Annotated in this window: 21 protein-coding genes and 2 tRNA genes; 14 read left to right on the forward strand and 9 right to left on the reverse strand. The window is 70.1% G+C overall.

Features of this window, described 5'->3' with window-relative positions; all coding sequences use genetic code 11:
• Positions 1-40: 40 nt before the first annotated feature.
• The 3 genes from ACY34K_RS07495 to ACY34K_RS07505 form a co-directional block, all read right to left on the reverse strand.
• The gene (locus tag ACY34K_RS07495) at positions 41-1,111 is read right to left on the reverse strand and encodes a glycerophosphodiester phosphodiesterase family protein (protein ID WP_462745055.1); all 1,071 of its coding nucleotides are present in this window, start codon (positions 1,109-1,111) and stop codon (positions 41-43) included.
• Positions 1,112-1,254: 143 nt separating this feature from the next.
• Positions 1,255-2,679 (reverse strand): amino acid permease, encoded by a 1,425-nt coding sequence (locus ACY34K_RS07500; RefSeq protein ID WP_462745057.1) that lies wholly within the window; start codon positions 2,677-2,679, stop codon positions 1,255-1,257.
• A 142-nt stretch (positions 2,680-2,821) separates the two neighbouring features.
• The gene (locus tag ACY34K_RS07505; RefSeq protein WP_462745059.1) at positions 2,822-4,207 is read right to left on the reverse strand and encodes an amino acid permease; all 1,386 of its coding nucleotides are present in this window, start codon (positions 4,205-4,207) and stop codon (positions 2,822-2,824) included.
• A 271-nt stretch (positions 4,208-4,478) separates the two neighbouring features.
• Here ACY34K_RS07505 and ACY34K_RS07510 point away from each other — a divergent pair, with 271 nt between their 5' ends.
• Positions 4,479-5,063: a biotin transporter BioY gene (locus ACY34K_RS07510; protein ID WP_462745061.1), complete on the forward strand. Its 585-nt coding sequence runs from the start codon at positions 4,479-4,481 to the stop codon at positions 5,061-5,063.
• A gap of 79 nt (positions 5,064-5,142) precedes the next feature.
• Here ACY34K_RS07510 and ACY34K_RS07515 read toward each other — a convergent pair whose 3' ends face one another.
• On the reverse strand, positions 5,143-5,661 hold the full coding sequence (locus ACY34K_RS07515) for a hypothetical protein (RefSeq protein ID WP_462745063.1): 519 nt from the start codon (positions 5,659-5,661) through the stop codon (positions 5,143-5,145).
• Positions 5,662-5,991: 330 nt separating this feature from the next.
• Here ACY34K_RS07515 and ACY34K_RS07520 point away from each other — a divergent pair, with 330 nt between their 5' ends.
• Positions 5,992-7,740, forward strand: coding sequence for a protein kinase domain-containing protein (locus ACY34K_RS07520; protein WP_462745065.1), 1,749 nt, complete (start codon positions 5,992-5,994; stop codon positions 7,738-7,740).
• Here the strand turns inward: ACY34K_RS07520 and ACY34K_RS07525 are convergent.
• On the reverse strand, positions 7,704-9,167 hold the full coding sequence (locus tag ACY34K_RS07525; protein WP_462745067.1) for an amino acid permease: 1,464 nt from the start codon (positions 9,165-9,167) through the stop codon (positions 7,704-7,706). The two genes, ACY34K_RS07520 and ACY34K_RS07525, sit on opposite strands and share 37 nt — an antisense overlap.
• Positions 9,168-9,317: 150 nt before the next feature.
• On the opposite strand from ACY34K_RS07525, the gene ACY34K_RS07530 reads away from it, so the two are divergent.
• A complete protein-coding gene (locus tag ACY34K_RS07530; RefSeq protein WP_462745069.1) occupies positions 9,318-9,812 on the forward strand; it encodes a ribose-5-phosphate isomerase in 495 nt (164 codons plus the stop codon).
• Positions 9,812-10,618, forward strand: coding sequence for an Fpg/Nei family DNA glycosylase (locus ACY34K_RS07535; protein ID WP_462745071.1), 807 nt, complete (start codon positions 9,812-9,814; stop codon positions 10,616-10,618). Before ACY34K_RS07530 ends, ACY34K_RS07535 begins: the two co-directional genes overlap by 1 nt.
• Before the next feature lie 203 nt (positions 10,619-10,821).
• On the opposite strand, the gene ACY34K_RS07540 is transcribed toward ACY34K_RS07535, so the two are convergent.
• Positions 10,822-12,051 carry a GNAT family N-acetyltransferase gene (locus ACY34K_RS07540; protein ID WP_462745073.1) on the reverse strand — a complete coding sequence of 410 codons (1,230 nt, stop codon included), beginning with the start codon at positions 12,049-12,051 and terminating at the stop codon, positions 10,822-10,824.
• Between the two features lie 107 nt (positions 12,052-12,158).
• Here ACY34K_RS07540 and ACY34K_RS07545 point away from each other — a divergent pair, with 107 nt between their 5' ends.
• Both ACY34K_RS07545 and ACY34K_RS07550 read left to right on the forward strand, forming a co-directional pair.
• The gene (locus tag ACY34K_RS07545; RefSeq protein ID WP_462745075.1) at positions 12,159-13,316 is read left to right on the forward strand and encodes a PP2C family protein-serine/threonine phosphatase; all 1,158 of its coding nucleotides are present in this window, start codon (positions 12,159-12,161) and stop codon (positions 13,314-13,316) included.
• 79 nt (positions 13,317-13,395) lie between these two features.
• Entirely contained in the window at positions 13,396-13,845 is a 450-nt protein-coding gene (locus tag ACY34K_RS07550; protein ID WP_462745077.1) for an HD domain-containing protein, read from the forward strand.
• Here ACY34K_RS07550 and ACY34K_RS07555 read toward each other — a convergent pair.
• Positions 13,832-14,983 (reverse strand): acyltransferase family protein, encoded by a 1,152-nt coding sequence (locus ACY34K_RS07555; protein ID WP_462745079.1) that lies wholly within the window; start codon positions 14,981-14,983, stop codon positions 13,832-13,834. The two genes, ACY34K_RS07550 and ACY34K_RS07555, sit on opposite strands and share 14 nt — an antisense overlap.
• A 445-nt stretch (positions 14,984-15,428) precedes the next feature.
• On the opposite strand from ACY34K_RS07555, the gene ACY34K_RS07560 reads away from it, so the two are divergent.
• Positions 15,429-15,623 (forward strand): hypothetical protein, encoded by a 195-nt coding sequence (locus ACY34K_RS07560; protein ID WP_073751199.1) that lies wholly within the window; start codon positions 15,429-15,431, stop codon positions 15,621-15,623.
• A 57-nt stretch (positions 15,624-15,680) separates the two neighbouring features.
• The gene (locus ACY34K_RS07565; protein WP_462745081.1) at positions 15,681-16,046 is read left to right on the forward strand and encodes a cupin domain-containing protein; all 366 of its coding nucleotides are present in this window, start codon (positions 15,681-15,683) and stop codon (positions 16,044-16,046) included.
• Positions 16,047-16,105: 59 nt separating this feature from the next.
• Here ACY34K_RS07565 and ACY34K_RS07570 read toward each other — a convergent pair.
• Positions 16,106-16,176 (reverse strand) — tRNA-Gly (locus ACY34K_RS07570).
• A 128-nt stretch (positions 16,177-16,304) separates the two neighbouring features.
• Between ACY34K_RS07570 and ACY34K_RS07575 the strand changes: the two genes are divergently transcribed.
• The 5 genes from ACY34K_RS07575 (at position 16,305) to clpX (ending at position 20,992) form a co-directional block, all read left to right on the forward strand.
• Positions 16,305-16,381, forward strand: a tRNA-Pro gene (locus ACY34K_RS07575).
• A 164-nt stretch (positions 16,382-16,545) separates the two neighbouring features.
• A complete protein-coding gene (gene tig / locus ACY34K_RS07580; protein WP_462745083.1) occupies positions 16,546-17,940 on the forward strand; it encodes a trigger factor in 1,395 nt (464 codons plus the stop codon).
• 287 nt (positions 17,941-18,227) lie between these two features.
• On the forward strand, positions 18,228-18,833 hold the full coding sequence (locus ACY34K_RS07585; RefSeq protein WP_462745488.1) for an ATP-dependent Clp protease proteolytic subunit: 606 nt from the start codon (positions 18,228-18,230) through the stop codon (positions 18,831-18,833).
• 58 nt (positions 18,834-18,891) lie between these two features.
• The gene (locus ACY34K_RS07590) at positions 18,892-19,551 is read left to right on the forward strand and encodes an ATP-dependent Clp protease proteolytic subunit (protein WP_039946446.1); all 660 of its coding nucleotides are present in this window, start codon (positions 18,892-18,894) and stop codon (positions 19,549-19,551) included.
• A gap of 157 nt (positions 19,552-19,708) precedes the next feature.
• The gene (clpX, locus tag ACY34K_RS07595) at positions 19,709-20,992 is read left to right on the forward strand and encodes an ATP-dependent Clp protease ATP-binding subunit ClpX (RefSeq protein WP_031129255.1); all 1,284 of its coding nucleotides are present in this window, start codon (positions 19,709-19,711) and stop codon (positions 20,990-20,992) included.
• A 75-nt stretch (positions 20,993-21,067) separates the two neighbouring features.
• Here clpX and ACY34K_RS07600 read toward each other — a convergent pair whose 3' ends face one another.
• Positions 21,068-22,039 (reverse strand): hypothetical protein, encoded by a 972-nt coding sequence (locus tag ACY34K_RS07600; RefSeq protein ID WP_462745086.1) that lies wholly within the window; start codon positions 22,037-22,039, stop codon positions 21,068-21,070.
• A gap of 136 nt (positions 22,040-22,175) precedes the next feature.
• Here ACY34K_RS07600 and ACY34K_RS07605 point away from each other — a divergent pair, with 136 nt between their 5' ends.
• Positions 22,176-24,797 (forward strand): valine--tRNA ligase, encoded by a 2,622-nt coding sequence (locus ACY34K_RS07605; RefSeq protein ID WP_462745088.1) that lies wholly within the window; start codon positions 22,176-22,178, stop codon positions 24,795-24,797.
• The last annotated feature ends 25 nt before the right edge of the window (positions 24,798-24,822 follow it).

Here is a 24,822-nt window from a genome sequence, read left to right on the forward strand (position 1 = left end):
TATGCAAGTGCAGGCTAACAGCAGGAGCGCCGCGAATTGATCAGCCCTTCGTCCTAGGACCGCCGTGCCGCCACGCCCCCTCGTCCCGGGCGACGGCCGCCAGATCGGGGAAGTCCGTCACCACGGCGTCGACGCCCCACGCGTAGTGGCGGGCGTACTCGGCGAAGGCGTCCCCGAAGGCGTTCGGGTCGGTGCCCCGCCGCAGCTCGGCCGGCAGGTACCGGTTCTCGGCGCGGAAGGTGTAGGCACCCACCCTCAGCCCGGCCGCGTGGGCGTCCGCGAGCAGCGTGGACGGCGGCACCAGCGACGACTTGTCGGGGCCGATCCAGCGCGCGTAGGCGGCGATCCCGCGCAGCCCGGCGGGCGTCATCATGTCCCGGTACGTGATGTCGTGCCCGAACGGACCGCCGCTGGTGCCCAGCGCCTGCCAGAGCGGCACGCGCAGCCGCTCCCCGGCCAGCCGCAGCAGGCTGGACGGCTCGAAGGACTGGATGACGCACTCGCCGGGCCCGAGCCGGTTTCGCCGGACGGCCTCGGCCAGGACCGGCTCCAGGGGCAGGCCGATCGACTGGAAGTACGAGGGGTGCTTGGTCTCGGGGAAGACGGTGACGGCGCGGCCGCACCGCCGGGAGAGCCGCCGCGCCAGATCGACCACCTCCTGGAACGTCAGCACCTGCTGGCGGCCGTCGAAGACGGTGTTGCGGTCGCGGACCAGCGGCAGGCGCTCGACCGCCCGCAGGGTCTTCAGCTCGGCCAGCGTGAAGTCCTCGGTGAACCAGCCCGTGACGGCCCGCCCGTCGACGGTCTTCGTCGTGCGGCGGCCGGCGAACTCGGGACGCCGGGCGACGTCCGTCGTGCCCGAGATCTCGTTCTCGTGGCGCACGACGAGATGGTGGTCCCTGGTGGGGACCAGGTCCGGTTCGATCCAGTCGGCGCCGGTCTCGACGGCCAGGGTGTAGGAGGCGGCGGTGTGTTCGGGGCGCCAGCCCGCCGCGCCCCGGTGGCCGATCACGACCGGCCCGCCGGCCGGCAGCGCCCGGGCGGGGGAGGCGGAGGTGGACACGGTGGCGGCGGCCGCGCCCGCCGCGAGGAGTACGGAGCGACGTCTCATGCCCGGACGGTAGGCGCCGGGTGCCCGTGCCGCGCGGGCACTTCACGCCCCGTGCCGGAGGATTTCACCGCCCGTACGGCACACGAAGAGGGAGGGCCCCGGCGCGTCTCGCGCCGGGGCCCTCCCTCACTTCCGCCGGACCGTCAGACGGTCCCGGACTGCTGCGGGGCGTCCTCGGTCTTCTTGCGGGAGACCTGCATGACGTAGCCGACCACCGCGAGCGCCAGGGTCAGTGCGCCCGTGGCGAGCAGCTGGTCGCGGGTCCCCTCCTCACGGGCCATCAGGACGAAGATCGCCCCCATGCCGGCGAGCGCCACGCACGTCAGGTACGGGAAGGCCCACATCTTCACGACGAGCTTCTCGGGCGCCTCGCGCTCGGTGCGCCGGCGCAGCACCAGCTGCGAGACGGCGGTGAAGATCCAGACGACCAGGATGATCGCGCCGATCATGTTGAGCAGCCAGATGAAGACGTCGTTGGGCCTCCAGTAGCTGAGCAGCACGCACACGAAGCCGATGACCGACGACGCCAGCACGGCGATGCGCGGCACCCCGCCGGAGATCTTCCCGAGCGCCTTCGGGCCCTGGCCGCGGGCCACCAGCGAGTTCGCCATGCGCGAGGCGCCGTAGATGTTGGCGTTCATCGCGGACAGCAGGGCGACCAGCACCACCACGTTCATGATCTGGCCGGCGGCCGGGATGCCGAGGTGGTCGAGCGTGGCGACGTACGGGCCCTTCTCGGCGACCGCCTTGTCGGTCCAGGGCACCAGGGTGACGACGACGGCCATCGAACCGATGTAGAAGACGCCGATCCGCCACATCGCCGTGCGCACGGCCTTCGCCACGCCCTGGACGGGGGACTCCGACTCGGCCGCCGCGATGGTGACCGTCTCCAGGCCGCCGTACGCGAAGACGGAGGCGAGCAGACCCACCATCAGGCCTTCGGACCCGTTGGGCAGGAAGCCGCCGTGGCCGGTGAGGTTGGCGGTGCCGGGGGCGTCGGCGCCGGGCAGCACACCGGCGATCGCCAGCGCGCCGATGCCGAGGAACAGGACGATCGCGCCGACCTTGAGCGCGGCGAACCAGAACTCGAACTCACCGAAGTTCTTCACCGCCGCCAGGTTCGTGCCGCAGAACACCAGCATGAACAGCGCCACCCAGGCCCACTCGGGCGTGCCCGGGAACCAGCCCGTCATGATCTTCGCCGCGCCGATGCCCTCCAGGCCCACGGCCACGCAGAGCAGGAACCAGAAGGACCAGCCGGCGGTGAAACCCGCCCAGGGGCCGAGGGCCCGCTCGGCGTGCACCGAGAAGGAGCCGGACGCCGGATTGGCCGCCGACATCTCACCGAGCATGCGCATCACGAGCATGACGAGAGTGCCGGAGAGCGCATAGGCGAGAATGATCGACGGGCCGGCCGCGGCGATGGCCTGGCCCGAGCCGACGAAGAGGCCGGCGCCGATGACGCCACCCAGGGCGATCATCGAGAGATGGCGTTGCTTGAGTCCGTGCGAGAGCGGCGCGTCGGCGGTGGCCGACTCGACCGGCGCGGGCGCGGTGGTCCGAGACATGGGCGTGCCCTGTTCATTAGCTGAGACGAGGTGCGGCCCACAGTCTGGGCGCGTGCACCGCTTACAGGGAACACACGACCGCTATACGGACACTGTGCTCACACAATGTGAAGATTTACGCACGGGATCATCACATTCGCCGTCACTGGCGTGTCGTACGCCACTCCCGCACCCGGGCCACCAGCAGAACCACTCCGGTGGCCGCCGCCGACCACAGCACCTGCGGCCGCGCCCCCTCGTCGGTGAGCATCAGCACCAGCACCGCCGCCATGGCCGCCAGCGCCACCCACGTCAGCCACGGGAAGCCCCACATCCGAAGCGTCAGCTTCTCGGGCGCCTCACGCTCGATCCGCCGCCGCAGCCGCAGCTGCGACACGGCGATCAGCCCCCAGACGAACAGCAGCACCGCGCCGACGGCGTTCAGCATGTAGAGGAACACCGAGTCCGGCCACTTAAGATTGAGCAGCACGGACACGAACCCGAAAGCCACCGACGCCAGCACCGCCCGGCGCGGCACCCCGCCGCCCGACACCTTCAGCAGCCCCCGCGGCGCCTCGCCCCGCTCCGCGAGCGAGAAGACCATCCGCGACGACCCGTACAGATTGGCGTTCAGCGCCGACAGCAGGGCGACGAACACCACGACGTTCATGATCTGGCCGGCCGCCGGCACCCCGATCGCGTCCAGCGCCGCGACGTACGGGCTCTCGCCCGGCTTCATCGACGTCCACGGCAGCAGCGTCACGATCACCAGCATCGAGCCGACATAGAAGAAGAGGATGCGCCACACGGCGCTGCGCACCGCCCGGGCCACATTGCGCGCGGGGTCCTCCGACTCCGCGGCGGCGATCGTCACCACCTCCAGACCGCCGAACGCGAAGACCACGGCGAGCACCCCGGAGACCACACCCTCCCAGCCGTTGGGCAGGAAGCCGCCCTGGCCGGTCAGACGGGTGAGGCCGACCGGATCCGTGTCCGGCAGCAGGCCGAGGATCGCGAGCACGCCGAGGACGAGGAAGAGGACGATCGCACCGACCTTCAGCGCTGCGAACCAGAACTCGAACTCGCCGAAGTTCTTCACCGCGGCGAGGTTGGCGGCCGTGAACACCACCATGAAGACGAGCACCCAGGTCCACTGGGGCACGCCAGGCACCCAGCCGTGCGCGATCCGCGCCGCGCCCGTCGCCTCCACCGCCAGCACGACCACCAGCAGGAACCAGTACAGCCAGCCGACCGAGAAGCCCGCCCAGCGGCCGAGCGCCCGCTCCGCGTGCACCGAGAACGCGCCGGACGCCGGCATGGCCGCCGACATCTCGCCCAGCATCCGCATGACCAGCATCGCGAGCGCGCCCGCGATCAGATACGACAGGACGATCCCCGGACCGGCCACCGCGATCCCCGCTCCCGAACCCACGAACAGTCCGGCACCGATCACGCCGCCCAGACCGAGCATCGTCAGATGGCGCTGCTTCAGCCCGTGGGAAAGCGGCTCGGGCTCCGCGACAAGGGGGGTGGGCGGGGCGTCGTGCATGCGCTCGTACTCTCAGGGCCGGTGAAGCGTTTTGGAAGGACCCCACAGTCTCTCCGCAGACCGCCCCCTGGCGCAAAAGGGACCCTGCGCGCGGCGTTCCTCGTGACGAGCATCACGCCGGAACGTGCATGGCGTGCTCTCTTTGTTCGATCTCCACCAAGTGCTCGGCGAACCCTTTGTCATCGGCTGACGGTGATCGGTCGTTCACTCCTGGGCTACGGTCACCGTGTCGTCACCCGTCCCGAACTGCCCCTCAACCCGCGGAGTCCCGATGAGCACTGCTGCCGCCCCCGTCCGTACCGGAGCGGTCCTCGCCGACCTGCTGCCGTCCAGCCGCACCCGCGACATCGCGCTCGTCGTCGGCGGCGCCGCCCTCACCGGCATCGCCGCGCAGATCTCCGTGCCGGTCCCCGGCTCCCCGGTCCCGGTCTCCGGCCAGACCTTCGCGGCCCTCCTCGTCGGCACCGCCCTCGGCGCCCGCCGCGGCTTCCTCTCCCTCGCGCTGTACGCCGTCGCCGGCATGGCGGGCATGCCCTGGTTCGCCCAGGCCACCTCCGGCTACGCGATGCCGTCCTTCGGCTACATCCTCGGCATGCTGCTCGCCGCCACCGTCGTCGGCGCCCTCGCCCGCCGCGGCGCCGACCGCTCCGTCCCGCGCATGGCCGGCACGATGGCGCTCGGCTCCCTGATCATCTACGCGGTCGGTGTGCCCTACCTCGCCCTGGCGACCGGCATGACCCTGCCGCAGGCCGTCGCGGCCGGTCTCACGCCCTTCCTCATCGGGGACGCGCTCAAGGCGGCGCTGGCGATGGGCGCGCTGCCCACCGCCTGGAAGCTCATCGGCCGCAAGGGCTGAGCCCTCACCGCTTCCGAAAGAGGTTCGCCGGGTCGTGGTTCTCCTCGACCCCGGCGAGCCTCTTCGCCGTTTACGGGCCCTACCGCCCCTTCCCGCGGGCCGACCACCACACGCCCGCCGACCCCAGTGCGACGAGAAGGGCCGCCGTCAGCGACAGTGCCGGCGCGTGGTCCGCCGCGCCGGTCTTCGGCAGCTCGGGCTTGCCCGGGACGTTCTCGGTGCCGAGCAGCAGCGGTGTGTCGGGTGCGTTGGGCGTCGGCCGGGACGTCCCGAAGGGGACCGGCCCCTGCTGCCAGATCAGTTCCTCGGACGTGCCCCTGGTCACCGGAAGGCAGATCTTTCCGGTCTTCGTCAGGTCGTAGGTGGCGGAGACCCGGTACGAACGGTCCTTGCCCGCCGCGATGTTGTCGATGACGCACGCGAAGCCGCTGTTGGAACCCTCGGGCAGTCGTGCCTTCGGGATGGCAGCGCACCCCTCGACCGCGGTGATCCGCAGCCCGTCGAACCCGACGACGGAGAGCGTGACCGGGCCGCTGTCCTTGGCGCCGCCGTTCACGACCCTCGCGCTCAGCGTCGTCCCGCCGTTCGCGTGGGACACCGAGATTTTCTCGGGGAGTTCGGTGCTGATCTTCACTCCGGCGGGCGCGGCGGGGCCGGGCTTCCCGCCCGCGCTGCTCCCCGGCGCCGGTTCGTTCGCGTATGCGGCGAACGGAAAAGCGATTACGGCGGCGGTCGTTATCGCTGTGGCTGCTGCTGCCGTTGTCGCTGTCATGTTCCTTCGCATTTTCTCTCCCCCTTGTCGCGGTCGGGGCGTGCCTCCCTCGAGAAGGGTTCCACATGATTTCGCCGAACTATGCTGCAATGGGCGGAAGTTCATGCATCTTTCCTGGTCATCGCCGGTGAGTAAGGGATTGTGGGGGTGCGCGGAATGGCAGGTGTACCAGGTCTTTTCGTCGCCGGGCGTTATCGGCTGGACGAAAGCATCGGGCAGGGGGGAATGGGGCGGGTGTGGCGGGCCGTCGACGAAATGCTCGACCGTCCCGTAGCCGTCAAGGAAATGCGCATCGACGAGGTGGGCGGCGAGGACAGCCGCGTACGGCGCGAGCGCACCCTGCGCGAAGCCCGCGCGACCGCCCGCATCGACCACCCGAACGTCGTGCGCGTCTACGACGTGGTGGAGGAGGACGACCGGCGCTGGATCGTCATGGAGCTCGTGCCCTCCCGCTCCCTGGAGCAGGCTCTGGTCGAGGACGGGCCGCTGGGCCCGCGCGAGGCGGCACGGATCGGGCTGGGGCTCGTCGCGGCGCTGCGCGAGGTGCACGCGGCGGGCGTGCTGCATCGGGACATCAAACCCGGCAACGTGCTCCTCGGCGCGGGCGGACGGGTCGTGCTCACCGACTTCGGGATCGCCGCCATCCAGGACGCCGCGCAGCTGACCATGGCCGGCATGCTCGTCGGCTCACCCGACTACATGGCGCCGGAGCGGATCGGCGGCCGCCCGCAGGGCCCGCCGTCCGACCTGTGGTCGCTCGGCGCGACGCTGTGCGCGGCGCTGGCGGGCTCGTCGCCCTTCGCCCGGCCGACGACCCTCGCGACACTCCACGCGGTCCTGTACGAACCACCGTCACTGCCGGTCGTGGCGGGGGAGGGGGCGGGAGCGCTGCGGGCCGTGCTCGGGCGGTTGCTGGTGAAGCAGCCGGAGGAGCGGCCCGCGCTGGACGAGGTGGAGGCGGTGCTGGCGGAGGTGGCGGCACCAGTGACCGCCGCGGCGTCCGGCGGGGAGACGCGCGGGAGCGGGGCGCCTGAGCGTGGGGTGCCTGGGGGTGAGGCGCCTGAGGGCGAGGTGCCTGGGAGCGGGGCGCTCGGGAGCGGGGCGCCTGCGGGAGCGTCGCCTGCCGTCCCGGGCGCGGATGCGGGGGCGGGGGCGGCCGGGCCCCACCGGGCCCGACTCCTCGGGGCCGGCGGCACTCCGGCCTTCGCTTACGCACCCACGTCCACCGCCGGCCCCTGCGCGGACGACCCTGCACGGCCCCGCCTCACGCCGCCGTCCGGGGCCGCCGGCCGGTGGGTGTCCGCCCTGCGGCGCGTCGCGCCCGCCGTCGCGGCCGTTCTCGTGGTGGCCACCGTGGTCGCGGTACTGGTGGTGAGCGGGCGGGCTCCCGACGGAGGTGGCGGCCGGCGCGAGGCGCGGGCGGTGCCCACGACCGGTGGTGCGGCTTCGTCCGCCGGGAGCGCCTCCCGGGCATCCGCCCCGGCGAGTCCCCGGGAGCGGTACGAGACCGGGTTCTCCTGGGTACCCCCTGCGCGCTGGACCCGCAGTGCCAAGAGCCCGTCGAACGTCCACTACCACGCGCCCGACGGACAACAGGAGATCGCCGCCTCGTACGCACTCGCACGAGGCGGCGATCTCCTCACCCAGTGGCAGGAGGCCGAACGAGGTCAGGGCGACGTTCCCGGCTATGCGAACGTCCGCCTGGAACGGACCACCTTCCGCGGCGCTCCCGCTGTCGTCTGGGACTACCGGTTCCGGCAGAACGGCGGGCCCTGGCGGGCCCGCCAGCTCGGCTTCACCGCCGGCGGCAAGTCGTACCAGCTCAACATCTGGTACGCCGCCGGCGCGGAGGAAGCCGCTCTGCGTACTTACGAGCGGGTGACCGAGTCGTTCACACCGCTCTGATCCGGCGCCCGGCGGGTGCGGTTGCGGATCACGGCGATCACGACGACGACGGCTGCGACGAGGACGGAGAGGAGGACCTGTTCGCGGGGGTCTCCGCCCTTGTAGAGCATGTAGCCGAGGACGAAGGTGATCATGGCGATGGTGGCCCAGGTGAGGTAGGGGAAGAGCCACATCTTGACGACGAGTTTTTCGGGGGCTTCACGCAGGATGATGCCGCGCATGCGCAGCTGGGTGAGGCAGATGACGAGCCAGACGAACAGGGCGACGGCGCCGGAGGAGTTCAGCAGGAACGCGAAGACGGTGTCGGGCCACTTGTAGTTGAAGAAGACGGCGATGAAGCCGAAGAGGACCGAGGAGAGGATCGCGGCCCGCGGTACGCCGTTGCCGTCGGTCTTGGCGAAGGACTTCGGCGCGTCGCCGCGCTGCCCGAGCGAGAACGCCATGCGGGAGGCGGTGTAGAGGCCGGAGTTGAGGCAGGAGAGGACCGCGGTCAGGACGATCACGTTCATGATCTGGCCGGCGTGCGGGATGCCGATCGAGTCGAGCGCGGCGACGTAGGAGCCCTTGTCGACGATCGACTTGTCGTTCCACGGCAGCAGGGTGAGGACGACGAAGATCGAACCCAGGTAGAAGACCGCGATGCGCCAGATGACGCTGTTGGTGGCCTTGGTGACCGCGCGGCGCGGGTCCTCGGACTCACCGGCGGCGAGGGTGACGATCTCGCTGCCCATGAAGGAGAACACGACCATCAGGACACCCGTGAGGATGGCACCGGCGCCCATGGGGAAGAACCCGCCCGCGTCGGTGAGGTGCGCGAAGCCCGCGCCCGGGTTGTCCGAGCCCGGCAGCACACCGAAGACGGCGAGCAGGCCGATGCCCACGAACGCGGCGATGGCGACGACCTTGATGCCGGCGAACCAGAACTCGAACTCGCCGTAGGACGAGACGGAGACCAGGTTCGTCGCGGTCAGGACGACCATGACGATCAGCGCCCAGGCCCACTGCGGGACGGCCGGGATCCAGCTTTCCAGGATCTGGGCGCCTGCGGTGGCCTCGACGGCGAGGACGACGACCCAGAAGAACCAGTAGAGCCAGCCGATGGAGAAGCCGGCCCAGCGGCCGAGGGCCCGGTCCGCGTAGGCGGAGAAGGAGCCGGAGGTCGGGTGGGCGGCGGCCATCTCGCCGAGCATCCGCATGACGAAGACGACCATGGCGCCGACGAGTGCGTACGACAGCAGGATGGCCGGGCCGGCCGCGGCGATACCCGCACCGGAGCCGATGAACAGGCCGGCGCCGATCACTCCACCGATGGCGATCATGGACAGATGACGGTTCTTGAGTCCGGCCTTGAGACCGTCGGAGGACTGCGGATTACCGGGTTCCCCGGCCTTCCCGCCTTCCTTCGGCAGGGTCGACTGCGTGGTCATGGACGATTCCTAACGTCTGTGGGGCACTCGGGTTACGAGCCCGTGCATGCAAACACGAGACCCTGACGGCCCGGAAGGCCGGACGGAGGATCGTGATGTGTGCCACCCCGGTGACCGCCGGACGGTCCTCTCCGTGCCACACTCGGACCCATGCGCGTGTACCTCGGCTCGGACCATGCCGGCTACGAACTCAAGAACCACCTCGTCGAGTGGCTCAAGGCCCACGGCCACGAGCCCGTCGACTGCGGACCCCACGTCTACGACGCCCAGGACGACTACCCGCCGTTCTGCCTGCGTGCCGCCGAGCGGACGGCCGCCGACCCGGACGGCCTCGGCATCGTGATCGGCGGCTCCGGCAACGGCGAGCAGATCGCCGCGAACAAGGTCAAGGGCGTCCGTGCGGCGCTGGCCTGGAGCGAGCAGACGGCGGCGCTCGGACGTGAGCACAACAACGCGAACGTCGTGGCGATCGGCGGACGGATGCACTCCCTGGAGGAGTCCACGAAGTTCGTTGAGATCTTCCTGAACACCCCGTACTCCGGTGAGGAGCGTCACACCCGGCGCATCGAGATGCTGACGGCGTACGAGACCACCGGCGAGCTTCCCCCGATCCCGGCCCACCACCCGCAGGAGCCGACGGCCTGATGCCCGAGGGGCACACGATCCACCGACTGGCCGCCGACTACCGGGAACGGTTCGGCGGCCGGTCCGTGCGGGTGACCAGCCCGCAGGGGAAGTTCTCGGACTCCGCGCAGCTGCTCGACGGCTGCGTGCTGGACGGCACCGAGGCGCACGGCAAGCACCTCTTCCTCGGGTTCGGCGCGGAGTGGGTCCACATCCACCTCGGCCTGTTCGGCAAGGTCGGCTTCGGCGACGCGCCCGCGCCGCCGCCCACCGACACCGTCCGGCTGCGGATCGCCGACGCGGAGGCGTACGTGGACCTGCGCGGACCCACGACATGCGCCCTCATCACGGACGGCGAGAAGGCCGCTGTACACGACCGGCTCGGACCCGATCCCCTGAGGGACGGCGACGACCCCGGAAAGGCCTGGCGGCGGATCTCCCGCAGCCGCACCACCGTCGCCGCCCTCCTCATGGACCAGAAGGTCATCGCCGGCGTCGGCAACGTCTACCGCGCGGAGGTCCTCTTCCGGCACGGGATCGACCCCTACCGGGCCGGTAAGGACCTCACCCGGCGCGAGTGGGACGCGATCTGGGCCGACCTCGTGGAGCTGATGCGCGAGGGGGTCCGGCTGAACCGCATCGACACGGTCCGCCCCGAGCACACCCCCGAGGCGATGGGCCGCCCGCCCAGGGTCGACGACCACGGCGGAGAGGTGTACGTCTACCGCCGGGCGACGCTGCCCTGCCACATCTGCGGCGGCGAGATCCGCACCGCCGGTCTCGCCGCCCGCAACCTCTTCTGGTGCCCGGCCTGCCAGCCGAACTAGGGCGTGTTCCGAAAGTCCCGTCCGGCCCCGGGACGCCCGGCACGCACGCTCGCGGTGTTGTCGGTCGTCGGCGCGACCCGCCGCGCCCTCGCCCCCCGCGCCCGGCGGCGCGGGAGGTACCCGCACCCTCCGCCTTGCGAACGCACGTACCGGGTCCCCCCCGCCCCGCCCTCCGGGCGGACGACTCACTTGCGCAACACGCCCTAGAAACCGTGCGGCAGCCAGGGCGCCACCTGAGAACCGAACGCCAGGGACGCCTCCGCGAGCGCGCCCCGGCGCAGCTCCCGCACCCGGCCCGCGGCCGCCAGTGAGGTGAGGGAGAAACCGCCCAGATAGGCGGCGCCCAGCTCCCGCACGGACAGCGCCAGGTCCGGGGCGTCCTCGGTGCGCGAGCACACGGCGCCCTTGGCGTCGCCCGAGAGCCGCCAACGCCCGGCGTTCCACGGGCAGAAGGCGTCCTCCACCTCCATGACCACGTCCACCGGCGCCTGGTACGTCCGCGCCTCCAGTGCCGCGCCCAGCTCCACCAGCCGGACGAACAGCCCGTCGCGCGGGGTCACGCCGCAGCGCCGGATGTCCGACACCAGATGCTGCCAGGCGTCGTCCACCGGACGGTTCCAGAACTGGACCGTCGAGGTCAGGTCGATGTCGAACAGGTACCGCCACAGCGCCGCGTCCGCCGCCGGGTCCAGCGCGCCCAGGGACCGAACGGTGATCGTCCCCTTGGCACCCTCGGGAGCCCACTGCGGCTTGTTGACGTACAGGGCGTAGCCCACGACCTCGTCCGCCCGCTCGGCCAGCACGCACTGCAGCGGCGAGGCGCCGCCCCGCTCACTCGGCGGGTCGAGCAGCGGCAGCCGCTCCCAGCCCGGCATGCGGGCGAGCATCCCCGGCCGTCCGGGGACCAGCCGCGCGTACACCGCCTCGCACGCATCGCTCGCGTCCGCGGGCGACACGAGCCGGAGCCGTACGTCATCCGTCCCGTCCGGCACGGACAGCCGGACCCGAGTCGTGTCGATTGTCGCGCGCAGTTGCTGCGTCGCGATGCCGTATCCGAAGCGCCCGTAAATGTCCGGTTCTGATGCCGTCAGTACGGCGAGGGGCTCACCCAGGGACCGGATGTCGTCGAGCTGGCGTCGCATCATCGACGCGAGGATGCCGCGCCGCCGGTGCGTCGGCGCCACACCGACCATGGTCACGCCCGCGACGGGCACCGCGGCACCGCCCGGGACCGTCAGCCGGAATGTGACGGCCCCGGTCGAGCCGACGCAGAGGTCCCCGTCCCAGGCGCCGATCGAGCGCTCCCACTCGGTCAGTGTCCGCCACAGCTCGCGCTCTTCCGGAGCTTCCGCGACGCCCCCGAACGCGAGCTCCAAGTGCCCGTACCAGCGGTCCCATTCGGACGGGTGCAGTACCCGCAGCTCAGTCGTCATATGCCATCCGTACCAGCCGCCGGAGGCCCGGGGCGACCCAATTTCGAACGCAATGTCACAGGGGTCCCCCTGCGCGGGACCGGACCGGGTGGATAGGGTCCAGGCCAATGGCCCGTACCGGAGTGAACGCGTACACGGCCCGGTTGCGGATGTCCGTCCACCGGGTCCGGATCGCGCTGCGCAAGTCCGGCGTCGACTACTTCCGGGGCGACGGCTCCGACTGGATCGCCCTCGCCGGGCTGCTGCTGACCGTTCCCGCGATCACCCTCTGCACGATCGCCGTGCCGGCGTGGTGCTCGCCCTCCGCCCTGGTCCTGCCGATCGTCGCGGGCGGCCTCCTGCTGCGCCCGGCGAGCCTGCTGGGCCTGTACGCCGCGTCCGCGGGCGCCCTGATCGTCGAGTCGGCGGTGCTCGGCCCCTACCCCGAGGGCGCTGCCCGGGTCACGCCCGGCACGGTCCTCGTGGTGGCGGCGTGCGGGCTGTTCGGCCTGCTGATCGCCCAGTTCCGGGCGCGGGTCGGCGTGCCCTGGCGGCGCGGCGGCACCATGCTCTTCGACCTGAGGGAACGGATCAGGGTGCAGAGCGCCCTGCCCCGGCTGCCCAAGGGCTGGCACAGCGAGATGGCGCTGCGCCCGGCCGGCGGCCAGTCCTTCTCCGGCGACTTCGTGGTCGCGGCCCGCACCCACGGCGGCCGTGGCGACGGCGGGCGCACCCTGGAGGTCGTCCTCACCGACGTGTCCGGCAAGGGCATGGACGCCGGCTCCCGCGCGCTGCTGCTCTCGGGCGCCTTCGGCGGACTGCTCGGTTCCCTCCCGCCGCACGGCTTCCTGCCGGCGGCCAACGGCTATCTGCTGCGCCAGGACTGGGACGAGGGCTTCGCGACCTCCATCCACCTGGTGCTGGACCTCGACACCGGCGACTACGAACTGCTGTCGGCGGGTCATCTTCCGGCGCTCCAGCTGCACTCGGGCAGCGGCCGCTGGGAGGAGATGGCCGCCGAGGGCCCTCTGCTGGGCGTCTACGACGGGGCGGAGTTCCACCCCGTGAAGGGCTCCCTGCGCCCCGGGGACGTACTGATGCTGTTCACCGACGGCCTGGTCGAGGCGGCGGACCGCGACATCGCGGAGGGCATCGACCGCCTGACCGGCGAGGCCGACCGCTATGTCGCGTCCGGTTTCGAGGGAGCGGCCTGGCACCTGATCGAGGCGTGCGCGAAGGACGTGAACGACGACCGGGCGCTGTTGCTGATCACCCGGGACGCCTAGGGCGTGTCCGGTGGATCGGACCGGATCAACGAGCGGCGTGTGGCTTGGAACCACGCCCTGGACACCTACGGGGGAATTCGTGCCGTATCTGACCCTGGCAGTCGTGGAAGCCCTCGCCCGCGAGGCGCACGCCGGCCAGACCGACAAGGCGGGGCGGCCCTACGCCGAGCACCTCGAAGCGGTCGCCCGGGGCGTGCGTGAGCGGGGCGGGAGCGACGAACAGATCGCCGCGGCCTGGCTGCACGACGCGATCGAGGACGACGCCCTGTCCGCCGAGTGGCTCGACGCCGCCGAACTGCCGCGGTCCGTCAAGGAGATGGTGCTCGCCCTCACCAAGCGCCCCGGCGAGGACCTGGAGGCGTACACAAGGCGTGTCCTCGCCGTGCCGGGCGCCCTCCTCGTCAAGGAGGCCGACCTCGCGCACAACGCGGACCCGGACCGCCTCGCCGTGCTCGACGAGGCGACCCGGGCCCGGCTGACCGCGAAGTACGCGAGGGCGCGGGCGCTGCTCGGCCTCAGCGCCGGCTGAGGCCGCTCACGTCCCGCCGGAACGCCCACTCCATCCTCGGCTCGGTCACCCATCGCAGCGCCCTGCGGACCGGTGGCGTGCACATGGCCGTCACCGCGACGCCGGCCACCACGGTGACGACGATCCGCCCGACGGGCGTGTCCAGGTCGTACCGGGGGACGAGCGCCCAGTAGTCCATGGCCTTCACCAGGAAGCCGTGCAGCAGGTAGCCGCAGATGGTGCCCGCCCCGAGGACGGTGAACCAGGTCGCGCGGCCGGGCACCCACGCGAGGAAGGCGGCGGTCAGCACCAGGGCGCAGCCGAACAGCGCGACCGTCATGACGGGCCCGGTCCACCAGGGCTGCCCCAGTTCCTCCGCGCTGGTGCTGCGGTAGAACCAGCCCATCCGGATGTCCGGGGCGATCCAGTACGTGAAGAGCAGTGCGCCCAGCGCGACCGGCACCGCCAGCACCCGCACCGTCCGGCGCCGGACCAGCTGGAAGTGCTCGGGCTTCAGCGAGAGACCCAGCACGAAGAACGGCAGGAACTGCAGCACCCGCTGCAGATCCAGGTCCTGGCCGATGCCCGGGGTGAGCGACCCGAGCGCCGCGATGGCCAGGGCGACGGGCAGCGGGTGGCGCAGGGTGCGCCACAGCGGCGTCGACAGCCGCCACACGAACAGCGCGATCAGGAACCAGGTGAGGTAGATGGGATCGGTCAGGCTGATGGCCTGGTCCGGAGTGTGCCCGGCCCAGCGCCGGTAGAGGGAGTACGTCACCTCGAAGACCAGGTACGGCACGACGAGCCCGGTCACCAGGCGCTTGAGCTGGTCCGGCCGTCCGGTGAAGCTCCGCGAGAAGTATCCGGAGATCACGATGAAGGCCGGCATGTGGAAGGCGTAGACGAACATGTAGAGCGCCCGGGTGGCGCGGCTGCCGTCCATGACCGGCTCCCAGGCGTGCGCCATGGCGACGAGCACGATCGCCAGGTATTTGGCGTTGTCGAAGAAGGCGTCCCGCCCCGGCCGGGCCCCGCCCGCCGCCCCGGCCGGCGCGCCGGGTCTCTCCCCGGCCCGTTCCCGCGCGCTCGTGACGACGGCCTCCGCCTCCCTGACCGGGGGGAGCGGGGCCTTCTGATTTCCATGCGGAGCCTGGAACATCTCAGGCACCCTAGTAGCGATTCATCGCATTCGTAAAACCCGCCGAAGTGCTGTCCCATTCGTAACTGACACCACCGCAAACCGCACCCTATGCCCCAATTAATCCCCCTTAAATGGTGCATATCGTTACGCTGCCATCAACGCTGAATTACCGCCCGGACACGCTGCGAATTTCCTGTGACCAATGTGTGTGCACGAGGGAACGATTACACCGAATTACCAGTGTGTTTTTAGCAACGCCAGGCCGGGCATGAACCCCGCGCACCCCCACGGGGGCGCCGCCCCCGGCGTACGGACGGCGCGCGGCCGGCGCGGGTCGATACGCCGACGATGCGTCACAGCGCAGCGTTCGTGGGGCGGTTGGTGGCACGATGGACGCAGCGGGGGTGCTGGGCCGTGTACCCCCGGGCCGGCAAGGTGGGACCGACCGAGGGTGTGATCAGTTGTGGCCATTTCACTGTCTGTGGTGCTGCTTTTGGCGATCATCCTCGTGGTGTTGATCCGCGGCGGCTCCCTCAAAGCGGGCCCGGCGATCGTCGCCGTGCTGTTCGGCTTCTTTCTCGCCTCCTCCGGAATGGCGCCCTCCATCCAGCGCTTCCTCGACTCGATAGCGGCGACGATCAACCAGATCAGCTTCTGACTCGCAGCCCGTCGCGGCCCGGCCCAGACTGGAGGAGAGGCCAGTCGAGGAGGAGTCATGACGGCAACCGCACGTGAGGAGACTCCCGTCGTCGTCGAGAGCGACGGCGTGGAACTGCGCATGCGCGAGGTGGGCGGCGACATGACCGCCGCCTTCATCACCCTGCCCCAGGGCACCGACATGCGTCCCGTGCTGAAGGGCATGCCGGACGACCTCTGCCAGTGCCCCCATTGGGGGTACGTGTTCAAGGGCCGGCTCAGATTGCACACCCCGGGCGGCCCGGAGCACTACGAGGCGGGGCAGGCCTTCTACTGGGCGCCGGGACACGCCCCGGAGGCACTGGAGGACTGCGAGTTCCTGGACATCTCACCCACGGACAGGTTCAACGAGGTCATGGACCACGTGAAGGCGCAGATGGGCTGAAACGCGACCGCGGCCCGGACGGGGGAACATGTCCTCCCACCCGGGCCGCGGCCGGACGGAGCGGGCGACGGGAATCGAACCCGCGTAGCTAGTTTGGAAGACTAGGGCTCTACCATTGAGCTACGCCCGCATACAGCGCACCGCAGGTCACGAGGGCCGCGGTACGAAGAGCATCGTAGCGGGTCCGGGCCCGTCGCCGCACACCCTTAAACGTGCCGACGCACTGCCTGCGGGCATGTACCCTACGTGTCGCACCGACGGGGTGTGGCGCAGCTTGGTAGCGCGTCCGCTTTGGGAGCGGAAGGCCGTGGGTTCAAATCCCGCCACCCCGACCACTGGGTCATCAAGCGCAACCAAGATCACGTTGTGGGCCTCATCCCGCTTGCGGTTACTATGCAAGCTACGTGCCCGTGTGTCTCTCTGACCGGGCAGATCGGCTGGAACCGCCCCCCACGCGGCTACGGCCCAATCCATGAATCAGCCACAAGGAGACCGAACCGTGAAGAGCGCCGTGGAGACCCTGAACCCGACTCGGGTTCGGCTCACTGTCGAGGTGCCCTTCGAGGAGCTCAAGGACAGCCTCGACGCGGCGTACAAGAAGATCAACCAGCAGGTCACGGTCAAGGGCTTCCGCAAGGGCAAGATCCCGGCTCGTGTCATCGACCAGCGGTTCGGCCGCGGTGCGGTGCTGGAGGAGGCCGTCAACGACGCTCTTCCGAAGTTCTACACCGAGGCGGTCAACGAGGCCGAGGTCAACCCGCTGGGTCAGCCCGAGGTCGACATCACGGAGCTGAAGGACGGCGAGCTGCTGGCCTTCACCGCCGAGGTCGACGTCCGCCCCACGATCGAGATCCCGGACTACTCCGGCATCGAGGTCACCGTGGACGCCGTCGAGGTCACCGACGAGGACGTCGAGAAGTCCGTGGAGCAGCTGCGCGAGCGCTTCGCCTCCACCTCCCCGGTCGAGCGCGCCGCCGCCGAGGGCGACGTCGTGACGATCGACCTCGAGGCCAAGGTCGACGGCGAGGTCCTCCCGGACGGCGTCGCGAGCGGCGTGCAGTACACGATCGGCTCCGGCGAGCTCCTCGACGGCATCGACGAGGCCGTCACCGGCCTGGAGGCCGGCGGCGAGGCCACCTTCACCTCCACGCTGAAGGGCGGCTCCGCCGAGGGCAAGGACGCCGAGGTCACCGTCAAGGTCACCGCCGTCGCGTCCCGTGAGCTCCCCGAGCTCGACGACGACTTCGCCCAGATGGCGTCCGAGTTCGACACCCTCGACGAGCTGAAGGCCGACAGCCGCAAGCGCCTCGAGAACATGAAGCAGTACGACCAGGCCACCCAGGCCCAGGAGCGCGTCCTCGACGAGCTGCTGAAGCTGGCCGAGGTGCCGATCCCCGAGAAGCTCCTCGAGGACGAGGTCAACACCCGCAAGCACAACCTGGAGCACCACCAGCTCGGTCAGATGGGCCTGACCCTCGAGAAGTACCTGGAGATCCAGGGCAAGACGGTCGAGGAGTTCGAGACCGAGACCAAGGAGCAGGCGGTCAAGGGCATCAAGACCCAGTTCATCCTCGACGAGCTGGTCAACAAGGAGAAGCTCAACGTCAACCAGGAGGAGCTCACCGAGCACCTCATGCGGCGTGCGGCCTCCTCCGGCATGAGCCCCGACCAGTTCGCCCAGGCCGTCGTCGAGGGCGGCCAGGTGCCGATGCTCGTCGGCGAGGTCGCCCGCGGCAAGGCCCTCGCGGTCGTCGTCGAGGCCGCCAAGGTCGTCGACACCAACGGCGAGCCGGTCGACCTGGACGATGAGGACGAGACCGCCGAGACGGTCGAGGCCTCCTCCGAGGACGCCCCGGCGGCCGACGAGAAGTCCGAGGACAAGACCGAGGCCTGAGCCCCGGCCTGAGAGCCTCCGACGGGCCCGGCCCGCACTCCGCGTGCGGTCGGGCCCGTCGCCGTACGGCGAGGCCGTCCACGCCGCCCGTACGGGCCCCGTACGCCCCACGCGGGCACCCAACTACCTTGCGCTCCCAGCGAACAGTTCGGGAAGCGGGATGGCGCCCGCCGACCAGCGCGTTAGGGTCCATGAATACGAGGGCAGGGGAGTACCCGCCCCCAGTACGAAGACGCTGAGACGGCCGGAGCCGTCAGAGACGAGCAGGTGGATACGTGACGAATCTGATGCCTTACGCCGCGGGTGAGCCGTCCATCGGTGGTGGCCTCGGCGACCATGTCTACAACCGGCTGCTCGGCGAGCGGATCATCTTCCTCGGCCAGGCCGTCGACGACGACATCGCGAACAAGATCACCTCGCAGATGCTGCTCCTCGCCGCCGACCCGGACAAGGACATCTACCTCTACATCAACAGCCCCGGTGGCTCGGTGACGGCCGGCATGGCCATCTACGACACCATGCAGTACATCCCGAACGACGTCGTCACCATCGGTATGGGCATGGCGGCCTCCATGGGCCAGTTCCTGCTCACCGGCGGCACCGCCGGCAAGCGCTTCGCGCTGCCGAACACCGACATCCTGATGCACCAGGGCTCCGCCGGCATCGGCGGCACCGCCTCGGACATCAAGATCCAGGCCGAGTACCTCCTCCGCACGAAGAAGCGCATGGCCGAGATCACCGCGCACCACTCCGGTCAGACGGTGGAGACGATCATCCGCGACGGCGACCGCGACCGCTGGTTCACCGCGCAGGAGGCCAAGGACTACGGCCTGATCGACGACATCATGTCTGCCGCCGCGGGCGTTCCGGGCGGTGGCGGCACCGGCGCCTGAGCCGACCGCCCTTCCCGCCTCCCAGCCCGCCGAACGCCACCAGGATGGTGAACACCCCATGAGCAACTTCTCCGCGAGCGGCCTCTACACCGGCCCGCAGGTGGACAACCGCTATGTCGTCCCGCGCTTCGTCGAGCGCACCTCGCAGGGCGTGCGCGAGTACGACCCGTACGCGAAGCTCTTCGAGGAGCGCGTGATCTTCCTCGGCGTGCAGATCGACGACGCCTCCGCCAACGACGTCATGGCGCAGCTGCTGTGCCTGGAGTCGATGGACCCCGACCGGGACATCTCGATCTACATCAACAGCCCCGGTGGCTCCTTCACCGCGCTGACCGCCATCTACGACACGATGCAGTTCGTGAAGCCGGACATCCAGACGGTCTGCATGGGCCAGGCGGCGTCCGCCGCGGCCGTCCTGCTGGCCGCCGGCACGCCGGGCAAGCGGATGGCCCTGCCGAACGCGCGTGTGCTGATCCACCAGCCGTCCGGCGGCACCGGCCGTGAGCAGCTCTCCGACCTGGAGATCGCGGCCAACGAGATCCTGCGCATGCGGACGCAGCTGGAGGAGATGCTGGCCAAGCACTCCACCCAGCCGATCGAGAAGATCCGCGACGACATCGAGCGCGACAAGATCCTCACGGCCGAGGACGCCCTGGCGTACGGCCTGGTGGACCAGATCGTCTCGACCCGTAAGAGCACCGCCGCGGCGGCAGCCTGACGCTCGACCTTCCCTTGGCACGGACCGCACAGGGACCCACGTCCATGTGAACCGTGCCAAGGGGGGCCCGAACGAGGGGCCCGGCAAGGTACCGTCGGATATGAGGCACCAGGAGCCGGCTGAACCAAGCCGCTCCCAGGCGAAGGGGAAGCACCTCGTGGCACGCATCGGTGATGGCGGCGACCTGCTCAAGTGCTCGTTCTGCGGAAAGAGCCAGAAGCAGGTGAAGAAGCTCATCGCAGGCCCCGGTGTGTACATCTGCGACGAGTGCATCGACCTCTGCAACGAGATCATCGAGGAGGAGCTCGCCGAGACGAGCGAGGTGCGCTGGGAGGAACTGCCCAAGCCGCGCGAGATCTACGAGTTCCTCGAGGGGTACGTCGTCGGGCAGGAGCCCGCGAAGAAGGCCCTCTCCGTCGCGGTGTACAACCACTACAAGCGCGTCCAGGCCGGCGAGAACGGCGGCGCGCAGGGCCGGGACGACGCGATCGAACTCGCCAAGTCCAACATCCTGTTGCTGGGCCCCACGGGCTCCGGCAAGACGCTGCTGGCCCAGACCCTGGCCCGCATGCTGAACGTCCCGTTCGCCATCGCCGACGCGACGGCGCTGACGGAGGCCGGCTATGTCGGCGAGGACGTCGAGAACATCCTGCTGAAGCTCATCCAGGCCGCCGACTACGACGTCAAGAAGGCCGAGACGGGCATCATCTACATCGACGAGATCGACAAGGTAGCCCGTAAGAGCGAAAACCCGTCGATCACCCGGGACGTCTCGGGCGAGGGCGTCCAGCAGGCGCTGCTGAAGATCCTGGAAGGCACCACGGCCTCCGTGCCCCCGCAGGGCGGCCGCAAGCACCCGCACCAGGAGTTCATCCAGATCGACACGACGAACGTGCTGTTCATCGTGGGCGGTGCCTTCGCCGGCCTGGAGAAGATCATCGAGTCGCGGGCCGGGGCGAAGGGCATCGGCTTCGGCGCGACGATCCGCTCCAAGCGCGAGATCGAGGCCAGCGACCAGTTCCAGGAGGTCATGCCGGAGGACCTGGTGAAGTTCGGGATGATCCCGGAGTTCATCGGCCGGCTCCCCGTCATCACCTCGGTCCACAACCTGGACCGCGAGGCGCTGCTGAAGATCCTGGTCGAGCCGCGCAACGCGCTGGTGAAGCAGTACCAGCGCCTCTTCGAACTCGACGGCGTGGAACTCGACTTCGACCGCCCCGCCCTGGAGGCCATCGCCGACCAGGCGATCCTGCGCGGCACGGGCGCCCGCGGCCTGCGCGCCATCATGGAAGAGGTCCTGATGTCCGTGATGTACGAGGTCCCGTCCCGCAAGGACGTGGCCCGCGTGGTCATCACGGAGGACGTCGTCCACAACAACGTGAACCCGACGCTGGTGCCGAGGGTCGTGAAGGACCAGGGCCGCCACGAGAAGTCGGCGTAACCCCCCGGCACAAGAAGGGCGCCCGCCCGGTCCACCGAGGACCGGGCGGGCGCCCTTGTGCGTACCGCTGTGCGATCAGGCCTTCGAGCGCGAGGCCTTGTAGTGCTGCGCGGTGATCTCGGCGACCTGGTCGAGGCTCGCCGCCTGGCCGGTCAGCGCGCCGGCCGGGTCGACCATGTTCACGACCCCGTAGGTGCTGTAGTCGGCCCAGATGCACGTGGGGATGACGAACTCCTTGGGGCCCTTCTCCATGGTGCCGTCACCCTCCGCATTGAGGAACTTGAGGTTCTGGCACTTCATCAGCGCACCCTCGAAGCCGCTCGGGGTCTTCTCCTCCGGGCTGCCGACCGGTTCGATCTTGAGACCCTCGCCGAGTTCGCTGTTCTCCTTCTTCTTGTAGTTCGCGAACCCCGCGTCGATGGCCTTCTCCGGGTCGGCGATCTCACCCCAAGTCCCGTTCAGGGTCATGCTCTTCGCCTGAGGGCCGGAGGCGCCGCCGGCCGTGTACTCCGCCACGACCATCTTGGGGTTCTTGATCCCCGTGGCGGTCGCGTTCGCCTTCTGCTTGTCGTCCATGGGGACCGGCTTGTCGGCACCCTTCTTCTTGTACTCGCCGACCGCCGCGGCCGGGGTCACCTTGTACCCCTTGGTGTCGTCGGCCACGGCGCCGTTGCCGCCGCCGCCGGCGCCGAAGACGAAGTACGCGCCCACACCCAGGGCCGCCACGACCGCGACCGCGCCGATGATCAGGCCCGTCTTCTTCTTCGGGGCCGGCGGCGGGGGCGGGGGGTAGCCGCCCGGGGCCCCGCCGTAGGGCTGCTGGCCGTACGGGGGCTGCTGCGGGGGCTGGCCGTACGGGCCGGGCTGCTGCTGTTGCGGGAAGCCGTAACCCTGCGGCTGCTGCGGCGGGACGCCCTGCGGCGCCTGCTGCGGGTAGCCGTAACCGGGCTGGGGGGCCTGCGGCGGCTGGCCGTAAGGACCCGGCTGACCGTACGGTCCGGGCTGCTGAGGCTGTCCGCCGTACGGGCCCGGCTGGTTGTAGCTCATTGAGGTGTTCCCCTCCAGATGCTTATGCGTTCCTCACATCCTGGCTGAAACGTTCGCGCTGAGAGGCGGCGGGGGTCACACCGTTACGGAACATTCCCGTTTCAGTACGGCCCTGTGACACCCCTAAACTGGGCCCGTGACCGAGAACACTCAGCAGCAGCCAGCATCCGTCCCCGAACTGCCGACCCAGTACGCGCCGGCCGAGGTAGAGGGGAAGCTGTACGAGCGCTGGGTAGAGCGTGGTTACTTCGACGCCGACGAGAACAGCGACAAGCCGCCGTACACCATCGTCATCCCGCCGCCGAACGTCACCGGCAGCCTGCACCTGGGCCATGCGTTCGAGCACACCCTGATCGACGCCCTCACCCGCCGCAAGCGCATGCAGGGCTACGAGACGCTCTGGCAGCCCGGCATGGACCACGCCGGCATCGCCACGCAGAACGTCGTCGAGCGGGAGCTGGCCAAGGAGGGCAAGTCGCGTCACGACCTCGGCCGTGAGGCGTTCGTCGAGCGCGTCTGGCAGTGGAAGGGCGAGTCCGGCGGGCAGATCTCCGGCCAGATGCGCCGTCTCGGTGACGGCGTCGCCTGGTCGCGCGAGCGGTTCACCATGGACGAGGGCCTGTCCAAGGCCGTCCAGACCATCTTCAAGAAGCTCTACGACGACGAGCTGATCTACCGTGCCGAGCGCATCATCAACTGGTGCCCGCGCTGTCTGACCGCCATCTCGGACATCGAGGTCGAGTACCAGGACGACGACGGCGAGCTCGTCTCCATCCGCTACGGCGAGGGTGACGACGCCATCGTCGTCGCCACCACCCGCGCCGAGACGATGCTCGGTGACACGGCCGTCGCGGTCCACCCGGACGACGAGCGCTACAAGCACCTCGTCGGCCGCGAGATCGAACTGCCGCTCACCGGCCGCCGTATCCCGGTCGTCGCCGACGAGCACGTCGACCCCGAGTTCGGTACCGGCGCCGTCAAGGTGACCCCGGCGCACGACCCGAACGACTTCGAGATCGGCCAGCGCCACAACCTGCCGAACCTCGCCGTCATGGACGAGCGCGCGATCATCACCGCCCACGGCCCCTTCCAGGGCCTGGACCGCATGGAGGCCCGCTCCGCCATCGTCGCCGCGCTGCGCGCCGAGGGCCGGATCGTCGCCGAGAAGCGCCCGTACGTCCACTCCGTCGGCCACTGCTCGCGCTGCAAGACCACCATCGAGCCGCGCCTGTCCATGCAGTGGTGGGTCAAGGTCGGCCCGCTGGCCCAGGCGGCCGGCGACGCCGTCCGCGACGGCCGCGTGAAGATCCACCCGCAGGAGATGGAGAAGCGGTACTTCGACTGGGTCGACAACCTCCACGACTGGTGCATCTCGCGCCAGCTGTGGTGGGGCCACCGCATCCCCGTCTGGTACGGCCCGAACGGCGAGGTCGTCTGCGTCGGACCGGACGAGGAGCCGCCGGCCGGCGAGGGCTGGCACCAGGACACCGACGTCCTCGACACCTGGTTCTCCTCCGGCCTGTGGCCGTTCTCGACCCTCGGCTGGCCCGAGCAGACCAAGAGCCTCGAGAAGTTCTATCCGAACTCCGTCCTCGTCACCGGCTACGACATCCTCTTCTTCTGGGTCGCCCGGATGATGATGTTCGGTCTGTACGCGATGGACGGCACCCCGCCGTTCCACACCATCGCCCTGCACGGCATGGTCCGTGACCAGAACGGCAAGAAGATGTCGAAGTCCTTCGGCAACGTGGTCAACCCGCTGGACTGGATGGACCAGTACGGCTCCGACGCCGTCCGCTTCACCCTGGCCAACGGCGCCAACCCGGGCGTCGACGTCCCGATCGGCGAGGACTGGGTCAAGGCGTCCCGGAACTTCGCCAACAAGATCTGGAACGCGACCCGCTTCGCCCTGATGAACGGCGCGACGATCGAGGGTGAACTCCCTCCGGCCGAGCAGCTGTCCGCGACCGACCGGTGGATCCTGTCGCGCCTGAACAAGACCGTCGCCCAGGTCGACGCGCTCTACGAGGACTACCAGTTCGCGAAGCTCAGCGACGCGCTCTACCACTTCGCGTGGGACGAGGTCTTCGACTGGTACGTCGAGCTGTCGAAGACGACGTTCTTCGCGGGCGGCGAGCAGGCCAAGGTGTCCGGCCGGGTCCTCGGCGAGGTCCTGGACGTGATGCTGCGGCTGCTCCACCCGATCGTCCCGTTCGTCACCGACGCCCTGTGGACCACGCTCACCGGACGCGAGTCCCTCGTCATCGCCGAGTGGCCGAGCGACAGCGGCTTCCGTGACGACGCCGCCGAGGCCGAGATCGAGAACCTCCAGCGGGTCGTCACCGAGGTCCGCCGGTTCCGCTCCGACCAGGGCCTGCAGCCCGGCCAGAAGGTTCCGGCCCGGCTGGACCTGGACGGCACGGCGCTGGCGCCGCACGAGGCGGCCATCCGGCAGCTGCTGCGGCTCCAGCCGGAGGGCGAGGGCTTCCACGCCACCGCCTCCCTGCCGGTCGCCGGCGCCACCGTCGCGCTCGACCTGTCGGGCACCATCGACGTCGCGGCGGAGCGCAAGCGCCTCGCGAAGGACTTGGCGGCGGCCGAGAAGGAGAAGTCCCAGGCCCAGGCGAAGCTCGGGAACGAGGCGTTCCTGGCCAAGGCGCCGGACAACGTCGTGGAGAAGATCCGCACCCGCCTCGCCAAGGCGGACGAGGACATCGCCCGCATCCAGAACCAGCTGGCGAACCTGCCGCAGGCGTGACACCCGTGCGAAGGCCCCGGAACCA

This window comes from Streptomyces sp. STAM6 (assembly GCF_054963715.1).

Coding starts and splice junctions, on each gene's coding strand:
- ACY34K_RS07495 (WP_462745055.1), bottom strand. CDS start 1,111: ATGAGACGTCGCTCCGTACTCCTCGCGGCGGGCGCGGCCGCCGCCACC.
- ACY34K_RS07500 (WP_462745057.1), bottom strand. CDS start 2,679: ATGTCTCGGACCACCGCGCCCGCGCCGGTCGAGTCGGCCACCGCCGAC.
- ACY34K_RS07505 (WP_462745059.1), bottom strand. CDS start 4,207: ATGCACGACGCCCCGCCCACCCCCCTTGTCGCGGAGCCCGAGCCGCTT.
- ACY34K_RS07510 (WP_462745061.1), top strand. CDS start 4,479: ATGAGCACTGCTGCCGCCCCCGTCCGTACCGGAGCGGTCCTCGCCGAC.
- ACY34K_RS07520 (WP_462745065.1), top strand. CDS start 5,992: ATGGCAGGTGTACCAGGTCTTTTCGTCGCCGGGCGTTATCGGCTGGAC.
- ACY34K_RS07525 (WP_462745067.1), bottom strand. CDS start 9,167: ATGACCACGCAGTCGACCCTGCCGAAGGAAGGCGGGAAGGCCGGGGAA.
- ACY34K_RS07530 (WP_462745069.1), top strand. CDS start 9,318: ATGCGCGTGTACCTCGGCTCGGACCATGCCGGCTACGAACTCAAGAAC.
- ACY34K_RS07535 (WP_462745071.1), top strand. CDS start 9,812: ATGCCCGAGGGGCACACGATCCACCGACTGGCCGCCGACTACCGGGAA.
- ACY34K_RS07540 (WP_462745073.1), bottom strand. CDS start 12,051: ATGACGACTGAGCTGCGGGTACTGCACCCGTCCGAATGGGACCGCTGG.
- ACY34K_RS07545 (WP_462745075.1), top strand. CDS start 12,159: ATGGCCCGTACCGGAGTGAACGCGTACACGGCCCGGTTGCGGATGTCC.
- ACY34K_RS07555 (WP_462745079.1), bottom strand. CDS start 14,983: ATGTTCCAGGCTCCGCATGGAAATCAGAAGGCCCCGCTCCCCCCGGTC.
- ACY34K_RS07565 (WP_462745081.1), top strand. CDS start 15,681: ATGACGGCAACCGCACGTGAGGAGACTCCCGTCGTCGTCGAGAGCGAC.
- ACY34K_RS07585 (WP_462745488.1), top strand. CDS start 18,228: ATGCCTTACGCCGCGGGTGAGCCGTCCATCGGTGGTGGCCTCGGCGAC.
- ACY34K_RS07590 (WP_039946446.1), top strand. CDS start 18,892: ATGAGCAACTTCTCCGCGAGCGGCCTCTACACCGGCCCGCAGGTGGAC.
- ACY34K_RS07600 (WP_462745086.1), bottom strand. CDS start 22,039: ATGAGCTACAACCAGCCGGGCCCGTACGGCGGACAGCCTCAGCAGCCC.